Source organism: Mesorhizobium sp. WSM4816, from assembly GCF_055811535.1.
On the sequence record NZ_JBVVQR010000038.1, the window covers coordinates 17,597 to 38,329 of the forward strand.

Annotated in this window: 16 protein-coding genes; 9 read left to right on the plus strand and 7 right to left on the minus strand. The window is 62.7% G+C overall.

What is annotated here, in order from left to right:
* Window positions 1-182: 182 nt before the first annotated feature.
* Window positions 183-428, plus strand: a complete 246-nt coding sequence (locus AC0L3H_RS27635) for a hypothetical protein (protein ID WP_473587580.1) — start codon at window positions 183-185, stop codon at window positions 426-428.
* 511 nt (window positions 429-939) lie between these two features.
* On the opposite strand, the gene AC0L3H_RS27640 is transcribed toward AC0L3H_RS27635, so the two are convergent.
* Window positions 940-1,554 carry a TetR/AcrR family transcriptional regulator gene (locus AC0L3H_RS27640; RefSeq protein ID WP_473587581.1) on the minus strand — a complete coding sequence of 205 codons (615 nt, stop codon included), beginning with the start codon at window positions 1,552-1,554 and terminating at the stop codon, window positions 940-942.
* Window positions 1,555-1,645: 91 nt separating this feature from the next.
* On the opposite strand from AC0L3H_RS27640, the gene AC0L3H_RS27645 reads away from it, so the two are divergent.
* From AC0L3H_RS27645 to AC0L3H_RS27675, 7 genes are all read left to right on the plus strand, one after another.
* Window positions 1,646-2,752 carry a polyamine ABC transporter substrate-binding protein gene (locus AC0L3H_RS27645; protein WP_473587582.1) on the plus strand — a complete coding sequence of 369 codons (1,107 nt, stop codon included), beginning with the start codon at window positions 1,646-1,648 and terminating at the stop codon, window positions 2,750-2,752.
* Between the two features lie 13 nt (window positions 2,753-2,765).
* Entirely contained in the window at window positions 2,766-3,653 is an 888-nt protein-coding gene (locus tag AC0L3H_RS27650) for an ABC transporter permease (protein ID WP_473587583.1), read from the plus strand.
* Between the two features lie 2 nt (window positions 3,654-3,655).
* Window positions 3,656-4,438 (plus strand): ABC transporter permease, encoded by a 783-nt coding sequence (locus AC0L3H_RS27655; protein ID WP_473587584.1) that lies wholly within the window; start codon window positions 3,656-3,658, stop codon window positions 4,436-4,438.
* Window positions 4,435-5,499 (plus strand): ABC transporter ATP-binding protein, encoded by a 1,065-nt coding sequence (locus AC0L3H_RS27660; protein ID WP_473587585.1) that lies wholly within the window; start codon window positions 4,435-4,437, stop codon window positions 5,497-5,499. Before AC0L3H_RS27655 ends, AC0L3H_RS27660 begins: the two co-directional genes overlap by 4 nt.
* 3 nt (window positions 5,500-5,502) lie before the next feature.
* Window positions 5,503-6,264, plus strand: coding sequence for an MBL fold metallo-hydrolase (locus tag AC0L3H_RS27665; protein ID WP_473587586.1), 762 nt, complete (start codon window positions 5,503-5,505; stop codon window positions 6,262-6,264).
* Window positions 6,265-6,746: 482 nt separating this feature from the next.
* Complete coding sequence (locus tag AC0L3H_RS27670; RefSeq protein ID WP_128246554.1) at window positions 6,747-7,520, plus strand: NAD kinase; 774 nt, start codon at window positions 6,747-6,749, stop codon at window positions 7,518-7,520.
* 190 nt (window positions 7,521-7,710) lie between these two features.
* Window positions 7,711-9,354 (plus strand): DEAD/DEAH box helicase, encoded by a 1,644-nt coding sequence (locus tag AC0L3H_RS27675; RefSeq protein ID WP_473587587.1) that lies wholly within the window; start codon window positions 7,711-7,713, stop codon window positions 9,352-9,354.
* A gap of 100 nt (window positions 9,355-9,454) precedes the next feature.
* On the opposite strand, the gene AC0L3H_RS27680 is transcribed toward AC0L3H_RS27675, so the two are convergent.
* The 6 genes from AC0L3H_RS27680 to AC0L3H_RS27705 all read right to left on the minus strand — a co-directional run bounded on the left by AC0L3H_RS27680 (window position 9,455) and on the right by AC0L3H_RS27705 (window position 16,931).
* On the minus strand, window positions 9,455-10,105 hold the full coding sequence (locus AC0L3H_RS27680) for a YiaD family glycine zipper/OmpA-like lipoprotein (RefSeq protein WP_031254560.1): 651 nt from the start codon (window positions 10,103-10,105) through the stop codon (window positions 9,455-9,457).
* 200 nt (window positions 10,106-10,305) lie between these two features.
* Complete coding sequence (locus tag AC0L3H_RS27685) at window positions 10,306-10,674, minus strand: GFA family protein (protein ID WP_473587588.1); 369 nt, start codon at window positions 10,672-10,674, stop codon at window positions 10,306-10,308.
* Window positions 10,675-10,878: 204 nt separating this feature from the next.
* On the minus strand, window positions 10,879-11,265 hold the full coding sequence (locus AC0L3H_RS27690; RefSeq protein ID WP_023798148.1) for a hypothetical protein: 387 nt from the start codon (window positions 11,263-11,265) through the stop codon (window positions 10,879-10,881).
* 444 nt (window positions 11,266-11,709) lie between these two features.
* Window positions 11,710-12,841, minus strand: a protein-coding gene (prfB, locus tag AC0L3H_RS27695) for a peptide chain release factor 2 (protein ID WP_473587589.1) whose coding sequence is annotated in 2 segments (ribosomal slippage) — window positions 11,710-12,774 and window positions 12,776-12,841 — 1,131 coding nt in all. Because the reading frame shifts where the segments join, the coding sequence is not laid out codon by codon here.
* Between the two features lie 142 nt (window positions 12,842-12,983).
* Complete coding sequence (locus AC0L3H_RS27700; protein WP_473587590.1) at window positions 12,984-15,440, minus strand: penicillin-binding protein 1A; 2,457 nt, start codon at window positions 15,438-15,440, stop codon at window positions 12,984-12,986.
* 213 nt (window positions 15,441-15,653) lie between these two features.
* Window positions 15,654-16,931, minus strand: coding sequence for an N-acetylmuramoyl-L-alanine amidase (locus AC0L3H_RS27705; RefSeq protein ID WP_473587591.1), 1,278 nt, complete (start codon window positions 16,929-16,931; stop codon window positions 15,654-15,656).
* Between the two features lie 687 nt (window positions 16,932-17,618).
* Between AC0L3H_RS27705 and AC0L3H_RS27710 the strand changes: the two genes are divergently transcribed.
* On the plus strand, window positions 17,619-20,693 hold the full coding sequence (locus AC0L3H_RS27710; RefSeq protein ID WP_473587592.1) for an Rne/Rng family ribonuclease: 3,075 nt from the start codon (window positions 17,619-17,621) through the stop codon (window positions 20,691-20,693).
* Window positions 20,694-20,733: the final 40 nt, after the last annotated feature.

Sequence of the window (20,733 nt, forward strand, 5' to 3'; positions counted from 1 at the left end):
TTGTGATTACGTGCCAGGGTCGGTCGAAACCTGCTCATCCCCGATTTCCACAGGCCGCGGCCATAGCCCATCAGCTTCAACGGATATATTCGCTAGCGGACCACAGGTAGTCCCCTTGTGGAGCATAGGTATCCCGTAGCAGGAACCACAGGTATTCCGCAGTGGAACCATAGGAGTCGCCGTTGGAGCAGAAACGCACGATCGCCCCCTTTGTTGGTGGCATGTATGGTGGTCTTGCTGCCCTGGCGTTGGCGTTCGGTTTCCGCTTCCTGATGATTGCCGATCCCGATCCGACCTCGCAGGCCACGATAGCCCTTTCGGGACTGGCCTTTTCGATCTGTTTCAGCCTGACCTTCCTTCGCGAGCATCGACGCCAGATTGCCGCTGCCAGAGAATTTCTAAGCCGCCCAAGATCGTATCAGGACTAATCCCCGCGTTTCGCAAAGCAAAGCGCCCATGCCTCCGGTCCGGGACATCAGAACCAACGGGATGCAGCAGGGCGATGCGGACCGGCCGGCATCTCTCGCTCCCGGCCATTAATGCCATTCGATTAAAATGCCCCTGTGTATATTAGCAATCGCTCAATTTAGCGCGCTGACAATGTCCGGGCGGTGGGCTGAACGACGGGTGGTGTCATGCGAAGCGACTTCGCTGCAGCGCGCGAGCTCTTGGAGTGCGCCCAAAACCGGCTCTGCGGCACGGACGAAACGAGCCAACGCGTCAGCGAGGCACTGGACTTGCTGATTGAAGAAATAGCCATCGCCGAATTCCGTAAGGCGCCCTTGACCGTCGTGCCGTTTCCACGTGCGCGGCCACCCAGGCATGCTCGGTAGAACACTGCCGATGTGGTCGACAGCGGAAGTGCTCCCACCAGCGGAATTGAACCTGCGCGATTGCGGCTAGCGGCGTCCGGGCCGCCAGAAATCCATCGGGAGCCCCTCACACCGCTATCGCCGCCACCAGAATCCGGTTCTGCCTTCGTATCGCGGCGCGCAGTTCGGCAATCCTCGCTCCGTCGCGCTTCACGAATTCGATGAACATCATGTTCATGTTGTTGAACACCAGTTCGCCGAGCGCCTGCCCGTCGATGTCCCGGCGCACCAGGCCGAGCCCCTGCAGCCGGGCGATCAGCGCGCGGATCTGCTCGGTCAGCGCCCGGTCGAGCGCCGTGTAAGCCTGGCCGAACGGGCTGTCGGGCAGTTGCGTCGAGATCGCCATCGCCTGCCGCCACATCTCCTTGCTGAGATAATGCAGCGAATGCTCGATATAGATGCCGAGCAGCGTGTCGAGCGCATCGCCGACATTGGCCGGCGGGTTGGCGACGACGCCGCGCCCGGCATTGAGCACCTCGTTGACCTCCATCGAGACGATGGCGCCGAGGATGTCGCCCTTGTTCTGGTAATAGTTGTAGATCGTGCCGACCGAGACTTCCGCCTGCGCCGCGATCGTCTCGATCTTGGCGCCTTCATAGCCGGTGTCGCGAAAAAGCGCCGCCGCCGCCTCGATAATGCGTCGATGCCGATCCGCCTTTTGCCTTGCCCGCAATCCGCTCATGTCGGCTATCTGCCATAAAAACAGAATTGACTCAATTTTAGAATTGGTTCAATTTTTTGCCAGAAGCCAGAAAGGCAAGGGAGAACACTCGATGACCATCAATCCAGACATCTCGAATCCAACGACCAGGAAGCCGCTTTCGGTTCTGAAGAGCCACCTTCACGCCGCGTGTGCAGCGACAGCGCTGCTGCTGGCGACGGGCAGCCTCGCCCAGGCTGCCGATCTCAACGCCTTGATCTGGTGCGATCACGCCGACCCGGCGCTGCTGCAGCCCTTCGAGGAGGCCAATGGCGTCAAGGTCAATGTCAAGGAGTTCGAGGGCACCGGCGCCGGCATGGCGATTGTCGAGCAGTCGCAGCCCGGCGACTGGGACGTGATGGTGATCGACAGCATCGACATACCGCGCGGCGTCGAAAAGGGCCTGTTCGAACCGCTGCCGGAAGACAAGCTGCCGCTGGCCGACCTCTTTCCCCAGGTGAAGATGGACAGCTCCACCGTGGTCGACGGCAAGCGCTACGGCATCACCGAAAAATTCGGCTACAACACCATCGGCTACAACAAGACCAAGGTCGATCCGGCCGATATGCAGTCGCTGGCCGCGCTGACCGGCGACCAATACAAGGGCAAGATCGCCATCTACGACTATTACCTGCCGGTCATCGGCATGGCGGCGCTGGCGATCGGCAAGAAGACCGCCGAGCTGACCGAAGCCGACCTTCCGGCCATCAAGCAAGAGCTGCTCAAGATGAAGGCCAATGCCAAGCTGGTCGGCGAAGTGACCGCCAGCCAGACCGCGCTGGCGACCGGCGAGGTCGACATTCTGGTCGGCGGCGGCGAATGGGTGACGGCCGGGCTGGCCAAGGAGAACCCTGCCCTCGACTTCTCGATTCCCAGAGAAGGTGCTGTGCTGTGGTCGCAGTCGCTGGCCATGTTCAAGGATTCCAAAAACAAGGACACGGCGCTAAAATTCATCCAGTACATCATGAGCCCTGAAGGCCAGGCGCGGCTTGCCACCTCTGCCTGCTATTGGGGCATGCCGGCGAATACCAAGGCGGCTCTGAGCGATGAGCAGAAGAAGATCCTGCGCTTCGACGAGCAGCCGGATTTCCTCGCCCGCGCCCAGCCCTATCCGGCGCCGGATGCCGATCTCGACAAGAAGATGCAGGACGTCTGGACCGAAATGCTGCAGGCGCAGTGACCGGTAGCCGGTCGTGAACTCTACCACGAAGAGCGGGCGTGCCCTGCCCCGGGCGGGCCGCGCCCTGCCTCGGACGGGCCGTGCCCTGCCCTGGGCGCTGGTCACGCCGGCGCTCAGCTGGACGCTGCTGTTCTTCGTGCTGCCGTTCGTCGCCATGGGGTTTTCCAGCCTGACGGCGCATGACGGCGGCGGCTTTACGCTCGGCAACTACAGCCAGTTCTTCACCAATCCGGCCTATTTGCAGGCGATGGTGAACTCGCTGCAGGTTACAGCCATCGTCACAGTGATTTCGGTGCTGCTCGCCTACCCCTTCGCCTGGATCCTGGCCGAACAGGTGCCGGAACGCTGGCAGCGGCTGGCGCTGATGCTGGCGGTGCTGCCGTTCTGGACCTCCTATGTCGTGCGCTCCTATTCCTGGCTGCTGGTGCTGGCGCAGAACGGCGTGATCAACCGCGCGCTGACCGACTCCGGCCTGTTCAGCGAGCCGCTGCAGCTCGCCAACACGCGGCTGGCCACGGTCATCGGCTTCGTGCATTTCTTCGTCATGCTTTTGACGCTGACGATCTTCGCCAATCTGAAGCAGCTCAGCCCGAGCTACCGCAAGGCAGCCGCCGATCTCGGCGCCGGGCCGGTGCGCACGTTCCTGCATGTCGTCCTGCCGCTGACCTTGCCCGGCATCATGGTCGGCGCCTTCCTCACCTTCGTGCTGTGCATCGGCGACTACATCACGCCGCAGATCCTCGGCGGCAACAACGAGCTTTTGATGCCGCAGCTGGTGATGATGCAGATCGGCAGGCGCGGCGACTTTCCGCTCGCCTCGGCGCTGTCGATCATCCTGATGGCGGTCGTCACCATTGCCTATCTCGCCTGCGCCCGCTGGCTCAAGATCGAGCGGGCCTGACCATGCGCGCCGTTGTCCGCATCGTCTCGTTGCTCTACGCCATCGCCATCTATGGCTTCATCTTCCTGCCGGTGGTCGTGCTGGTGCTGTTTTCGCTGCAGGCGACGTCGTTTCCGATCCCGCCCTTCACCGGGCCGTCGCTGCGCTGGTACGACGCCGTGCTCGCCGACACGCGGCTGACCTCGGCGCTGGTCAATTCGCTTCTGGTCGCTGCCCTCTCCTCGGCTGCCGCCGTCACGCTCGGTTTCCTCTCTGCCTGGGGTTTTGCGCGTTTCGCGCTGCCGGGCTCGGCCCTGCTGCGCGGGCTGATCACGCTGCCGCTGACCGTGAGCTATCTCATCATCGGCATGGGGCTGCTGGTGCTGTTCAACTGGGCCGGCATACCGAAATCGCTGCTTGCTGCCGGCATCGGCCATGTCGTGATCAACCTGCCGCTGTGCTTTGCCATCATCTACAGCCAGATGGGCGACCACCAGATCAACATCGAGCGTGCCGCGCGCGACCTCGGCGCGCCTGAATGGAAGGTGCTGCTGCTGATCACGGTGCCTGTCATGGCGCCGGCGATCTTCGCCGGTTTCTTCCTGTCGATGACCTTCTCCTGGGACGAATTCGTGATCTCGTTCCTGCTGACGCGCTTCGACACGACACTGCCGGTCGAGATCTGGAACCTCCTGCGCTCGGGCCTCAATCCCAAGACCAACGCCGTCGGCTCGCTGGTCTTCGCCGTCTCCATCGTGCTGGTGGTGTTTTTTGAACTGATGCTGTTGCGGAGGAAGCCGACATGACCGCGCCACTGGTCGATGTCCGCGCTGTCTCGCACCGCTTCGGCCAGCATACCGTGCTGAAGAACGTGTCGCTGACGATCGAGCCGGGCAGCTACACCATCCTGCTCGGCCCGTCGGGCTCCGGCAAGACGACACTTTTGTCCATTCTCGGCGGCTTCGTCACGCCGAGCCAAGGCAAGGTGCTGATCCGTGGCGAGGACTGCACCGCGGTGCCGCCGGCGAAGCGACCGACGACGACGGTGTTCCAGGACTATGCGCTGTTTCCGCACATGAGCGTCGGTAGCAATGTCGGCTTCGGCCTGCGCATGCAAGGCGTCGATGCCGCGACACGGACCACGCGGGCGCGCGAGGCGCTGGCGCTGGTCGGGCTGGCCACCGCCTTCGACAAGAAGCCGCACCAGCTTTCCGGCGGCCAGCGGCAGCGCGTCGCGCTGGCCCGCGCGCTTGTCGTCGAGCCTGCGGTGCTGCTGCTCGACGAACCGCTCGGCGCGCTCGACCTAAAATTGCGCCGGCAGATGCAGGACGAGTTGAAAGCGATCCAGAAACGCGTCGGCACCGCCTTCATCCACGTCACCCACGACCAGGAAGAGGCGATGGCGCTGGCCGACCATTGCGTGGTGATGAATGACGGGCGCATCGAGGACGAAGGGCCGCCGGAGCGCGTCTATGCGCGGCCGGCGACGCGCTTCTCCGCAACCTTCATGGGTGAGAGCACGCTGATATCGGGAACGGTGACGGCGGCGGAGCACGGAACAATCACTGTCGCGACCCAAAACGGAGCGCTTTCGCTGCCCGGCACACTGCCGGCCGGAACGACTGTCGCCCTCGCCGTTCGTCCGGAGCACCTTGTCCTCGGCTCAACCGGCGGCGCGGTAAGGCTCGGCACGGCCAAGGTGAGCGACGTGGTGTTTCAGGGCAGCTTCAAGCGCGTGCTGGCTGTCTCCGAGAAAGACCCGGCGCTGCTCTTCATCGCCAGGGTTCCCGCTGCTGCGGTCGTCCAGCCGGGCGACATCTCTGCGGTTTCGTGCGACGCTGGCGATGTCATTCTTCTGGCGGGCTGAGCCATGGGCACGCTTCCGGTCATCGACGCACCGAATTGGTATGAGGCCATCCGTATGGGCGATGGCGTGACGCTGATCCACGAGCCGTGGATCAAGCCGTTCTTCCGCTGCAACATCTGGCATGTGCGCGGCCGCGATCGCGATCTTCTGTTCGACACCGGCCTCGGCCATTTCAGCCTGCGGCGCCACGTCCCGCTGGTGACGGAGCGAAAGCTCGTTTGCGTGGCCAGCCACACGCATTTCGACCATATCGGCTGCCATCACGAATTCCCGGACCGTTGCGTGCATGCGGCCGAAGCAGAAATCCTCGCCGACCCGCGCAATGAATGGACGGTCGCCGACCGCTACGCGACCGACGCCATGTTCGACGCAATGCCGCAGGGCTGGGATGCCACGCGCTACCGGATCCAGCCGGCACCGGCCGATCGTCTGCTTGGAGAAGGCGATTTCGTCGATCTCGGCGACCGTGCCTTCGAGGTTATCCACACGCCGGGCCATTCGCCCGGTGGCATCGCGCTCTACGAGAGGAAGACCGGCATCCTGCTTTCCGGCGACATCGTCTATGACGGCCCGCTGATCGACGATGTCTATCATTCCGCTGTCGACGACTATGTCGAGACGCTGCTGCGGATGCGCGGGCTCGATGTTGCGGTCGTGCATGGCGGCCACTTCCCGAGCTTCGGCAAGGTGCGCTACCGCCAGCTTATCGACGAGTATCTCGCACAAAAGCGGCAGGCCGGCTGCCATCTGCTGCAGGCGCGCTAAGCACCGGCCTCCTATCGCGAGAAGTGCCTGGCGAAGTCACAACGCACGTTGCGGGCACGGCGTGCCGGCGGCATCGCCGCAGCGTGAGGCCGTTGGTTGGGGTCGCAAACTCGTCTGTTCCGACTGGCGCACCAGTTGGGCAAAGGCAAGCGCAAAACTTCCCAGCATCAAGACGATGACAATCAGGCGTGTTACCGGCAATAAATCGGTCCGACTAGCTGGCCCCCACGCCGCCCATCCACTGCCGGCTAACATGGTCGATCCGGCTTTACGAGAGTTTAATCCCCGTCTTAACCATCACATTCGCTTGTCACTCGATACGATGCGCGAGCAGCAGGCCGGCGGCTCCTGCCGGCGCTGTGTCAAGCGGCGCCAGATGTCTTGCTTTGCAGATTTGCCAGCCCATGCTAACCCGGCGCTGGCGCGGCCCAAGCAACCGGTCGCCACCAACCGGTCGCCATCAACATCGCCATTGGGGAGCCATGAACAAAGCCGCCAGCCGCTTCGCCTTCGTCTCGTCCGACACCGCCGACGCCAAGGCGGCGCTGGAGAGCCTTTCGGCGCGCTATGGCCAAGCGTCCATCGAGGATGCGGAGATCGTCGTGGCGCTGGGCGGCGACGGCTTCCTGTTGCAGACCTTGCGCGACACGATGAGCACGGGAAAAAAGGTCTACGGCATGAACCGTGGCACCATCGGCTTCCTGATGAACGAGTATCGCGCCAGCGGTTTGACCGGGCGCATCGCCGCAGCCGTTGCCGAAACGATCCGTCCACTGGAGATGCAGGCGGTCACGGCTGAGGGCGAAACGATCTCGGCGTTGGCGATCAATGAGGTTGCGCTGTGGCGCCAGTCCTACCAGACGGCCAAGATCCGTATCACCGTGGACGGGCAAGTGCGGCTGGAGGAATTGAACTGCGACGGTGTGATGGTCGCGACGCCGGCCGGCTCGACCGCCTACAACCTGTCCGCGCACGGACCGATCCTGCCGCTCGACGCGCCGCTGCTGGCGCTGACCCCGGTCAGCCCGTTCCGCCCGCGCCGCTGGCGCGGCGCGCTGCTCTCCAACAAGTCGACCGTTCGCTTCGATATCCTGGAGGCGGAAAAGCGGCCGGTGAACGCCGCCGCCGACCACACCGAGGTGAAGGCCGTAACCTCGGTTACGGTGCAGGAATCGCCAACGGTAACGGCGACGCTGCTGTTCGATCCGAGCCACTCGTGGAACGAGCGCATTCTCGCCGAACAGTTCCGCTATTGAGCCGGCGCAGCGACAGCAATTCGATTAATCATCGCGATTAAGGTTACGACTTCACAATCGTGCCGTCCCCCGCCTGTTTGTGTTGACAAATCGTAGGCTTGCGCCTACCTGCAATACCAATCTTGCAGGCGCGCGGCGCTTGCCGCGACCGCTTGCGTTGCGCCCCCGAACCAGCCAAAGACAGCCAAACTTGTCCTCAGACACCCAGATCGCTCAAGACGTGTTGACCTTCGCAGACCTCGGCCTGTCGCCGAAGGTCCTTTCCGCAGTTACCGACGCCGGTTACACCGAACCGACTCCGATCCAGGCCGGCGCCATTCCGCACGCCTTGCTCGGCAAGGATATTTTGGGCATCGCCCAGACCGGCACCGGCAAGACGGCCTCGTTCGTGCTGCCGATGCTGACCCGCCTCGAAAAAGGCCGGGCGCGCGCCCGCATGCCACGCACACTGATCCTCGAGCCAACGCGCGAGCTTGCCGCGCAGGTTGAAGAGAACTTCATCAGATACGGCAAGAACCACAAGCTCAACATCGCGCTGCTGATCGGCGGCGTATCCTTCGACGAGCAGGACAAGAAGCTGGAGCGCGGCGCCGACGTGCTGATCGCGACGCCAGGCCGCCTGCTCGATCATCGCGAGCGCGGAAAGCTTCTGCTCAACGGCGTCGAGATCCTGGTCATCGATGAGGCCGACCGCATGCTCGACATGGGCTTCATTCCCGACATCGAACGCATCTGCGAGATGATCCCGTTCACCAGGCAGACGCTGTTCTTCTCGGCGACGATGCCGCCTGAGATCACCAAGCTCACCGAGAAATTCCTGCACGCACCGGTGCGCGTCGAGGTTTCGAAGGCCGCGTCCGCCGCGACCAACATCATCCAGCGTCTGGTGAAATCCGGCTCGAAACCCTGGGACAAGCGCGAGACGCTGCGCAATCTGATAAAGGCCGAGGATGCGGAGCTGAAGAACGCCATCATCTTCTGCAACCGCAAGATCGAGGTCTCGGAGCTTTTCCGCTCGCTGCTGAAACACGATTTCGACGCCGGCGCGCTGCATGGCGACATGGACCAGCGCGCGCGCATGCAGATGCTGGCCAATTTCCGTGACGGCAAACTGCGCTATCTCGTTGCGTCGGACGTCGCGGCGCGCGGCCTCGACATCCCCGATGTCAGCCACGTCTTCAATTACGACGTGCCGATCCATGCCGAGGACTATGTCCACCGCATCGGCCGCACCGGCCGCGCCGGCCGCTCGGGCAAATCCTTCACCATCGCCACCAAGTCCGACACCAAATACATCGACGCGATCGAACGGCTGATTGGCAACAAGATCGAGTGGCATGACGGCGATCTGTCGACGGTCGTCGCCAGCGAGGGCGGAGAGGACGATGCTCCCCGCCGTGGCCGCGGCGCGCCGCGCCGCGCCGGCCGCAAGGACGATGGCAAGGAGAGGGGCGAACGCAGGCCACGCGAACGCCACGCCAAGCAAAGCGAAGCTGCAGCACCGGATGCGGCGCGCGAGGAACAGCCGGTGGCGGCCGAGACGGCGGTCGCCGATGCCGGTGAGCGGCGCGCGCGCAAGGAAGCGATCCGCTCGGAAAACACCGAGCGCCAAGCTTCCCCCGAACGCCAAGCTTCACCCGAACGCCAAGTTTTACCCGATCGCAAGGCTTCGCCCGATCGCCATCGCAACGAACAGCGCGCGCCGGAACGTGGCGACACCAGGCCGCAGCGCGACGGCAATCGCCCGGCCCGCCATCGCCAGGAAGACAACGATGGGACCGTCGGATTCGGTGACGACATGCCCGCGTTCATGCGCATCGTCGCCAAGGGCTGATCACAGCAGAAATTGGGTTGATCACAGCAGAAATTCTCAAAGAAAAACTGGCCCTTGCGGGGCCGTTTTCATGTGCAATGCGGTCTTCTGTCTGGCTTGCTCAGGTGAGCGGTGAGAGCTGGATCTCGACGCGGCGGTTCTGGGCGCGGCCGGCGGCCGACGCGTTGGAGGCGATCGGACGCGTCTTGCCGAAGCCGGTGACGGCGAAGCGGCGGGTATCGACGCCCTGCCCGGACAGATAATTGGCGACCGCCAGCGCGCGGCGCTGCGACAGGTCGAAATTGTGTTCGTCGCCACCGGTCGAGTCGGTGTGGCCGAACACGTCGACGGTGGTCTGGCGGAACTTGTTCAGTACAAGCGCGACCGAATTTAGCACTTGATAGAAGCCGGGCTTCACCGCGTCCTGGTCGACGTTGAAGGTGATGTCGGACGGCATGTTGAGGATGATCTGGTCGCCGCTGCGGGTGACGCTGACGCCGGAACCCTGAAGCTGCCGGCGCAGTTCGGCCTCGTTCTGGTCCATCGTGGCGCCGATGGCGCCGCCAGCGAGCGCGCCGACGCCAGCGCCGATCAGCGCATTGCGGCGATCGTTGCCGCCGGCAAGCAGGCCAAGTCCCGCACCCGCCAGCGCGCCGATGCCGGCGCCGGCCGCAGTGTTGGAAACTTTCTGTTGTCCGGTATACGGATCGGTGGTGGTGCAGGCACTCACGAGCACAGCCGTCGCCACTGCGACGAGCACAGTCTTTTTCATCAGGTAGTCCCTCTCCAGTCCGCGGTCCCACCAGTGGCGCGCCGCATCCCTTGTGCGTCCAAGTGGACGCACGTCGCTCTATGCTTGTAACATGAAATGCGGCGAAAAATGGAAGGGGAAAAGCGGCTGGCCACGGCTTTTCCCGGTCAATTCAACCGCCGCTATTTGCGCAATTCCGATCGGCTGGCAGAGACTGTCGGCTACCAGAGATTCTTGCCGTCGATGACGACGAGCTCGACCTGATCGAGGTCGAAATCGTCGAACAGGCGAGAATTCACGCTGATTTTCGGATTGTCGAAATCCGGCTTGCCGGTCGACCAGTCCGGCGTTTCGGTGAAGGTGCCGCAGCCGCAGGTGGCGCAGAAACCATGTTTTACCGTTTTCGAGCCCCATTGATAGAAAGAGACATTCTTGAGCGGGCTGGTGAGCTTGAATTGCGACGGGACGTAATAGGCCCACAACGAGCCGCGTTTCGAGCAGAAGGAGCAGGTGCATTGCGTCACGGTTAGCGGCGCTTCCGAAACCTCGAACGTCGTCGCCCTGCAGTGGCAGCTTGCCTTTATGGTCATGACGCCTCCCTCGCGATTGCTTCGCGCCAGCGCGGTAAGGCAACATAAAGAGGCGCCGTTGACAACCGTCTGTCAGCAGACTCGGCTTGCCTGCGTCGGACGCGTGGCGCGCTTCACTCTTTTTGATGCATGTCGTATCCCAAAACCGCTGCGCACCCTCGGGTCAGGCCATGGCCCTCGGAGCAAGCTTTTGGGCGACATGCATCAAAACGACGACGGCGGCACGAACAGGCAGATGGTCTTTCCGTCATTGGCGCCGGCGACCGAACACCAGTGATATTCGCCGTCGGGCGAATTCTTGATCCGTGCATCGCTGTAGCCCACGACCTCGCCTGTTCCCTTGATGACATAGCCCTCCGGACGCTCGCTGATCGACGTCTGCGAGACCGCGCGGCAATCGTAGCCGGAACAACAGGAGAATGGGTAACTCCAGCCTTGCGGCTTCGCTGCAGTCGGCGTGGCGTCGTGCGCCAAAGCCGGCGCTGCAAATACAATGGTGGCGGCCGTCAGAACCACCACCGCAATGATCGAATTCAGGAGGCGGCGCGCCGTCTTGACGGCAGAGGCCAGTCGGGTTGTGGAAGCAGGCATGGGCGCAATTCCTATCACCGAGTTATCAAGCGTTTCGCTTGCCCGTTCTTGGAACGTATCTTCCCAGTGGCCGGCTCGTCAGGTCGCAGATACGCCGCGTCCGGCCATAAATGCTTTTTCCCCCAACGTTCGGATGCTGGCCTGATTCCTTTGCTCGCGCAAGAAATTGCTGTGCAATCGAGCGCCGACATCTGCAGCCGGAACCAGCCTGCCGGGGCTGACGAGAGTGACTTCATCAACCCCGGCAGTGGGATCGCGCGGATAACGAGATTGAACTCGCAGTGGTTCCGGGCCAGGCGACGGCAGGCCTGCAGCAATGAACCCGGAGGTAGAAGTAATTGTCGAAAATTCGATGAAAAAACAAAGCCATAAAGCACCCGCTCAATTACAGTGAAGAGCCTGTTACTCTAGCGTGATGTTCCTGCTGCTTGGGGCTTAGAAGCTTCAGTCGATATCGGCCACCACTTCGCCGGCGCCGCCCTCGATGCGCTGCGACAGCGAGGCCTCCATGAAATCGTCGAGGTCGCCGTCCAGCACGCTCGACGGGCTTGTGCTCTCGACGCCCGTGCGCAGATCCTTCACCAACTGATAGGGCTGCAGAACATAGGATCGGATCTGATGGCCCCAGCCGATATCGCTCTTCGACGCTTCGGTGGCGTTGGCCACCGCCTCGCGCTTCTTCAGTTCTTCCTCGTAGAGCCGCGAACGCAGCATCTCCCAGGCCTTCGCCTTGTTCTTGTGCTGGGAGCGCTCAGCCTGGCAGGCGACCGCGATGCCGGTGGCGAGATGGGTGATGCGGACCGCTGAATCGGTGGTGTTGACGTGCTGGCCGCCCGATCCGGACGAACGATAGGTGTCGATGCGGACATCCGATTCGGAAACGTCGATCTCGATCGTATCGTCGATCACGGGATAGACCCAGACGCTGGCGAAGGAGGTGTGACGGCGCGCATTGCTGTCATAGGGCGAAATACGCACCAGACGGTGAACGCCGGATTCCGTCTTCAGCCAACCATAGGCGTTGTGGCCTTTGATCAGCAGCGTGGCGGATTTGATGCCGGCCTCTTCGCCGTCATGCACCTCCAGCACCTCGACCTTGAAGTGGCGCCGCTCGGCCCAACGCGTGTACATGCGCAGGAGCATCGAGGCCCAGTCCTGGCTTTCGGTGCCGCCGGCGCCGGCATGGATTTCGAGATAGCTGTCGTTGGCGTCGGCCTCGCCGGAAAGCAGCGTCTCGATCTGGCGGGCCTTTGCTTCGCCGCGCATCGAGCGGATCGCGGCTTCCGCCTCGGCGACGACGCCCTCATCGCCCTCCTCCTCGCCGAGCTCGATCAAGCCGATATTGTCTTCCAGCGCCTGGGTGAGGCCTTTGACTGCGGCGATGCCTTCCTCGAGGCCCTGGCGCTCACGCATCAGCTTCTGCGCCTCCAGCGGTTCGTTCCAGAGGCTCGAATCCTCGGCACGCACATTCAGGTATTCAAGCCGCTTTATGGCTTGATCCCAGTCAAAGATGCCTCCTCAGCAGGGTTATCGCCTGCCTGATTTCGTCGACAATATTCTGCGTTTCCGCGCGCATGGCTGGCCGTTCTGTCCTGTGCTGAAATGGTGCCCTGTCGCTTAAGCAGAGCTTGGGTTGGCGCGATACATAGGGACGGCACCGCCGCCTGTAAAGCGAAATGGGCCGGCTCGAAAACCGGCCCAAACACCTTAGACCTATGTCAGTAGAGCCCGCCGCCGCCGGACTGGATGGCTTGGTTGGCCTGTGGCGACAGCGCGCCGCCGGAGGCGTTGGAGCCGTCCTCGCCCATGCCGATCACCCAATAGCTGTCGGCGGGGCCGGTGCCCGGCTTGAAGGCTTCGATAAAGGCGCCGGCGTCGTCCGGGTTGGCCCGCATGCCGGTTTTGCGATTGATGGCGATCAGTTTCATGCCTTCGGGAACCTGGAAATCGACATTGGGCGTGCCGTCCAGCGCCACGCGCATGAAATCCTTGAAGATCGGCGCAGCAAGGCCGCCGCCGGTCGCGCCCTTGCCAAGACCTTTGGGCTGATCATAGCCCATATAAAGGCCGACAACGAGGTTGGGCGTATAGCCGATGAACCAGGTATCCTTCTCGTCGTTTGTCGTTCCGGTCTTGCCGGCGATGTGGCGGCCGAGTTCGGCAACGGTAGCGCCGGTACCGCGCTCGACGACGCCCTCCATCATCGAAGTGATCTGATAGGCGGTCATCGGATCGAGCACCTGCTCGGAATTGTCGACCAGTTCCGGCTCAGGCTGGTTCTGCCATTCGGCCGCATTGCAATTTTCGCAGCCGCGTTCGTCCTGCCTGTAGACCGTCTTGCCGTAGCGATCCTGGATCCGGTCGATCAGCGTCGGCTTGATCGACTTGCCGCCGTTGGCCATGATCGAATAAGCCGATACCATGCGCATCACGGTCGTCTCGCCCGACCCCAGCGCCATCGGCAGATACGGCGCCAGTCGATCATAGACGCCGAAGCGCTCGGCATATTCGGCGACCAGCTTCATGCCCATGTCGTTGGCCAGGCGCACAGTCATCAGATTGCGCGACCTCTCGATGCCGGACCGCAAGGTCGCCGGGCCCGCAGTCCTTCCATCGTAGTTTTTCGGCGTCCAGGTCGTGTTGCCGCTCTTGATGGTGATCGGGCCATCCATGATCACCGAAGCCGGCGTATAGCCATTGTCGAGAGCGGCCGCATAGACGATCGGCTTGAACGACGAACCCGGCTGCCGCATGGCCTGCGTGGTACGGTTGAATTCGGATAGCGAATAGGAGAATCCGCCGACCATGGCCAGAACGCGCCCGGTATGCGGATCCATGGCGATCAGGCCGCCCTCCACTTCGGGGGCCTGGCGCAAGATATAGGCCCCATCCGTATCTTCTTTCTTCTGCACGAAGATGACGTCGCCAGGCTTCAGCACGTCCGCCGGCGATTTGGCCTTGACGGTCTTGCCGCCGACCACATGACGCATGGCGAAACTCATGTCCTCGCGGCTGACGGTGCCTTCGATGCGATCCTTGACGAGTTCGCCCGAGATCTGCCGGGTCGGCCGAAGGCCGATCGACAGGCCGCTCTCCGAGCTGTCGAGCACGACGGCGAGCGACCATTCGGGCACGTCGTCCAGTCCCTTGACTTCGCTCAAAGGCACGCCCCAGTCGCCGGATACGTCGATGGTCTTCCCCGGCCCGCGATAGCCGCGCAGCGTATCGAACTTCATCAGGCCGTTCTGCATGGCTTTGCGGGCGATGAGCTGCATCTTGGGATCGAGCGTCGTACGGACGGACAGGCCGCCCTCGTAGAGCGCATTCTCGCCGTAGCGCGCACTGATCTGGCGACGCACCTCCTCGGTGAAATATTCGCCGGCGAACAGATAGGTGCCGGAGCGGCGTGGCTTGACGCCGAGCGGCTCGGCCTTGGCCTTGGCACCTTCCTCTTGCGTAACGTAGCCGTTGCCGACCATCTGGTCGATCACCCAGTTGCGGCGCTCGATGGCGCGGTCGGCATATTTGAAGGGGTGATAGTTGGAGGGGCCCTTCGGCAAAGCCGCCAGATAGGCCGCCTCCGCCACGGTGAGTTCATTCACCGCCTTGTCGAAATAGGTGAGTGCTGCGCCGGCGACGCCATAGGCGCCAAGCCCGAAGAAAATCTCGTTAAGGTAGAGCTCGAGGATGCGGTCCTTCGAATAGGCCTGCTCGATGCGGAAGGCGAGGATCATCTCCTTGATCTTGCGCTCGTAGGTCTGGTCCGAGGACAACAGGAAGTTTTTCGCCACCTGCTGGGTGATCGTCGAGGCGCCGACCTGGCGCTTGCCCGAGCCAGCATTCTGCAGATTGACCATGACTGCGCGGCCAAGGCCGGTCATATCGATGCCGGGGTGATTGTAGAAGTTTTTGTCCTCGGCAGACAGGAAGGCCGCCTTGACACGATCCGGCACCGCCTGGATCGGCAAATACAGGCGCCGCTCGCGCGCATATTCGGCCATCAGCGCACCGTCGGACGCATGGATGCGGGTCGTCACCGGCGGTTCATACTTGGCCAGGACCTCGTAGTCGGGCAAATCCTTCGACAAATGGCTGATATAGATCGCCACGCCGGCCGCGACCAAAAGGGCCAGCGCGGTGCCGATGCCGAAGAAATAGCCAATAAGACGAATCATGCCCGCTCCAGTCCTTGGTTCGGGAATTGCCTAAACGAAGCCGCCTTTCGCGCAAGCTTTCGAGACGATCCCGACCGGTAATCGAAAATCCATGTCGCCACCATGTGGGCAAAATGCGGCAGCATGGAATTTCGGCTTCGAAATGGCGGAAATACAGTGCAAAGTGTTGTTGTCATGCAACGCTGCCACTGACTATGGGCGGCGGCGGGCATCTCAGCCTCCGGTTCCGGCTCCGGTCTTGGCTGAAGCGAATAGGGCGATGGCATTGGTTATGCTCTGGGCCGCCTTGCTGCGCCAATCGGCGCTGAGCAGTTGTGCCTCGTCCTTGGCATTCGACAGATAGCCGAGTTCGACCAGCACGGAGGGAACATCCGGCGCCTTCAACACCTTGAAGCTGGCCGAACGCTGCGGATTGTTGATGAGGCCGACACTGGTGGAGAGCTGGCCGACCAGCGTTTGGGCAAAACTCATCGAGAAACTGTGCGTCTCGCGGCGAATCAGGTCGATCAAGATGTCGGTTACTTCCTTGTTGTCGTCCTTGATTTCCATACCGGCGAATTGGTCGGAAAGGTTTTCACGGTCGGCGAGCGCCTGAGCTTCGGGATCGGAAGCCTTGTCGGAGACGGTGTAGACGGTTGCGCCGCGAAGGCCCTTGACCCTGATGGTGTCGGCGTGGATCGAAATGAGCAGATCGGCCTCGTGCTGGCGGGCAATGCGCACGCGGTCGTCCAGCCGCAGGAATTGGTCCGTTTCGCGCGTCATGAACACGTCGTATTTGCCGACTGCGGCGAGTTTGTCCCGCAATTCGGTGGCGAAAGCGAGCGTGACGTTCTTCTCGACGGTGCCGTTCATGCCCTCGGCGCCGCCGTCGATGCCGCCATGGCCTGGATCGATGACGACGGTGAAGCGATGGCCTGGATTGGAGACAGGGCCGGTGCCGACCCGGCCGCCCTTGTCGGAGGAGACCGTCGAGCCGGTGGTCAACGCCTGATTGGCAAGAGCGGCGTCGAACTCCCGCACGGACGCCGCCGACATGTCGATGGCGATGCGGTAGCCGTTGCCGTCATCGTTCTTGAGCACGTCGAACCTGTCCACGGCGAACGGACCCTTGCCGGTGAGAATCAGCCGCGACACTCCCTCGCCGAGATCGCCGTAGCGCACGCTCCTGACCAGGCCGCGCGCCTTCACCTCCTTGGCATTGATGGCGAATCTCGTGCTTGGCAGGTCGACGACCAGACGGTGGGGGCCGCGCAGCAGGAACCATTTGACGTCGGGCTCACGATCGAAATTCATGACGATGCGCATCTTGGTGGCGTCACCCGCCATTTTGTAGCTCGTCACTGCCAGCGGCGCGTCGGCGGCAAAGGAGACTGGCGAAAGAGCCAGGCAAGCGACAACCAGCAACAGCAGGCAAGCGGCGTGGAAGCGGGCGGCGTAGAAAAAAATGCCTCCGGCGCGACCACTCATGTGGGTGAAGACTGCCAGTCCCATCTCTTCCAGTCGCTCCGGTTTGGCGTGAGGCGCCCGATCCTGTTGTCGGCCAATCTTGCTTGTCGGAGTGTCGTCGTCTTGTCGAAACGCCGGTCAGGCCGCGAACTCGATTAACGGTTGGTAACCAGAGAAGGTTAACCAAGCCTTTTCACGCAACGCTTAAAGCCGTGCTTCCGTTGCGGAACTGCATTTTGCCGGCATCGGAAATCGGGGTTGCCTTCCAACCCGCCAAATCATAAAAGCGATGGTGGATCACTGCAATCCTGGAACCGTCCTTCTCCGCAGCTTCCTGCTACAGGTGAGATGAACGACGGCTCCTTTCGCGTCAGGCGAAAAGGCAACAGGTGATCGCGACGAATTTCGCAGGTGTAAGCCCGTGGCGGGGGAAGCGCCTGCGTGAGGAAAACGGCCGGGGTTGTCCCGCGCCGGCTCTGTACGAGCAAACAAGCTGGTCCGGTTTTCCCGGGCTTTGGTTCAAAAAGGTTCTGCTGGTTACGATGGCTTCAAGCGCAATCATGGAAAGGTCCGCAGCAAACCGCGCCATTATGGCTGCGGGCGGCACCGCCATGGCGCTCAGGCAGCGGCCGGCGGACATTCAATTGCCCGGCACCCATGTTCATCCACACTCACAGCGGCGGGCTTTGCCTCGCAAGCTGCGGCTGACGGCTGCCGGGGGGAAACGAAATAATGCCCAACAAAATGCTGATAGACGCCTCCCACCCGGAGGAAACACGAGTTGTCGTCGTTCGCGGTAACCGTATTGAAGAATTCGACTTTGAATCCCAGGACAAGAAGCAGCTCAAAGGAAATATCTACCTCGCCCGCGTAACCCGCGTCGAACCCTCGCTTCAGGCAGCCTTTGTCGAATATGGCGGCAACCGTCACGGTTTTCTCGCCTTCAGTGAAATTCATCCCGACTACTACCAGATTCCGGTGGCCGACCGTCAGGCGCTGCTGCGCGCGGAAGCGCAGGAGGCTGAAGACGAGGACGATGAGGACGGCGATGGCGACGATCGCCAGAACCGCGATCGCGGCCGGCGCGGACGCCGCCGCGGCGGCAAGAGCCGCGACCGAGGCGAGCACAAGCGTGATGCAGGTGCGGCCGATTCGGACGATTCCGTCGATTCCAGCGACAGCGGGTCCAGCGACAGCGGGTCCAACGACAGTGTCTCCAATGAGTCCAATGACAGCCGTTCCACTGAGGGCGGCGAACACGGCGAGGATGCGGTCGCGCAGAACGTCGATGCCTCAGAAAAAGTCGACACGCCGTCCGCTGCTTCGGAACATGGCGAGGATGTCGCCAGTCATAGCGAGGCAAGTCCTGATGAGACGAGCCGTGACGAGACTGGCCATGGCCGTGACGAAACTGGCGGTGACGAAACTGGGCCTTCCAAAGGCGGTCCGAATTCCATCGCCGCCAGCATCGAATCGGATGTGATTTCCGAAGCCGTGCCGCAGGCTGATGCGGCCGGCGAAGCCACCTCCACCGACAATGATCGCGGCATGCTGGAAGAGGTGCAGTCATCGCATCCGGATGACCATGAGGTCGAATCGGTCGGCGCCGAGGATGCGCTGGAAGAAGCGCGCAACCGCCGCAAGCCGGTGCGCCGCCAGTACAAGATCCAGGAAGTGATCAAGCGCCGGCAGATCCTTCTGGTGCAGGTCGTCAAGGAAGAGCGCGGCAACAAGGGCGCGGCGCTCACCACCTACCTGTCGCTTGCCGGCCGCTATTCGGTGCTGATGCCGAACACGGCGCGCGGCGGCGGCATCTCGCGCAAGATCACCAACGCACAGGACCGCAAGCGGCTGAAGGAGGTCGTCGCCGATCTCGAAGTGCCGCAGGGCATGGGCGTCATCCTGCGCACGGCCGGCGAAAGCCGCACCAAGGCCGAGATCAAGCGCGACTACGAATATCTGATGCGGCTTTGGGAAAACGTCCGCAACCTGACGCTGCAGTCGACGGCCCCTGCCCTCGTCTACGAGGAAGGCAGCCTGATCAAGCGCTCGGTGCGCGACCTCTATAACAAGGACATCGACGAGATCCTGGTCTCCGGCGAAGAGGGTTATCGCGAGGCCAAGGATTTCATGCGCATGCTGATGCCCAGCCACGCCAAGGTCGTGCAGCCGTTCCGCGACACGACGCCGATCTTCGTGCGCAACGGCATCGAGGCGCAGCTCGACCGCATGCTGCAGCCGCAGGTGACGCTGAAGAGCGGCGGCTACATCATCATCAACCAGACCGAAGCGCTGGTCGCCATCGACGTCAATTCGGGCCGCTCCACCAAGGAGCACTCGATCGAGGACACAGCGCTTCACACCAATCTGGAAGCGGCCGAGGAGGTCGCACGGCAGCTGAGGCTGCGCGATCTCGCCGGCCTGATCGTCATCGACTTCATCGACATGGAGGAGAACCGCAACAACCGCTCCGTCGAGAAGCGGCTGAAGGATCACCTCAAGAACGATCGCGCCCGCATCCAGGTCGGCCGCATCTCGCATTTCGGCCTGATGGAGATGTCGCGCCAGCGCATCCGCGCCAGCGTGCTGGAATCGACGATGAAGCCTTGCCCGCATTGCGGCGGCACCGGCCATGTGCGGTCCGATTCGTCCGTCGCGCTGATGGTGGTGCGGGCGATCGAGGAATTCCTGCTCAAGGATTCGCGCAGCCACATCACGGTGCGGACGCCGGCGGCGACCGCGCTCTATGTGCTCAACCACAAGCGCGGCACGCTGGTGGAGCTCGAGAACCGCTTCGGCCTGACCATCACCGTCGAGGCCGACGATACGGTCGGCACCCAGCACTATGCGATCTTCCGCGGCGCGCAGGCCGAAAAGCCTGAAGGCTTCGTCGAGGTGCGGACCTTGCCCGCCTATGTCGAGCCGGAAGAGCCCGCCGACGAAATCGTCATCGAGGAGGAGGAAGACGAGGTCGTTGCACCGGCGGAACAACCGCGCCAGGCGCAGCAGCCGCAGCAGCCAAGGCCCAGCGAGGATGGCGAAGGCCGCGACCGCAAGCGCCGCAAGCGCCGCAGACGGCGCGGCGGCAAGGATCGCGACCGCGAGCATGGCGCCCCCGTGGAAGGTGCGTCCATCTCGGCCACTGCCGATGGCGTCTCCGAGGCCGCAAGCGATGAAGGCGCCGAAGCAGACCACGAGGACCAGGTCGGCGTCACCGAGGCGGTGGAAGCGTCGGATGACGTCCAACGGCCTGATGAAGGTCAAGAGCCTGACGAAGGTCGGGAGCCTGATGAAGGTCTGGGCAAGAAGCGTCGGCGCGGCAAGCGCGGCGGCAAGCGCAATCGCCGTGAAGACGGCGAAGGCGAGGTCGATGCAGGCACTGCCGAGTCGGCTGACCGTCCCGAGGTCTTGGAGGCCGTCTCCGGCGAACCGGCAGCAGCAACGCCGGTCGAAGCAACGCCGGTCGAAGAGCCTGTCGACCTTGCTCCGGCCAATGACGACATGCCAAGCGCCGAAAAGCCGAAGAAGCCGCGCCGCGCCGCCAAGCCGAAGAAGGCCGCGGCGGACGTCGTTGCCGAGACGCCGGTAGCCGAGCCGGAAATTTCTGCCGAGGCTCCCGCAGCTGTTTCGGAGGAAACAGCCGTGGCCGCCGTCGACGAGAAACCGAAGGTCCGCCCATCGCGACGCAAGCCCGTACCGGTCGATGCTCCGGTTGAGCCGATCGTGTCCTCGACTGTTGCCGAAGAGGAAAAGACCGAGGAGAAGCCGAAGCGTGCTGGCTGGTGGCAGCGGAAAGGCTTTTTCTAAGCTTTTCGGTGGTTTAGCCTGATCTTTTGAACAAAAAAAT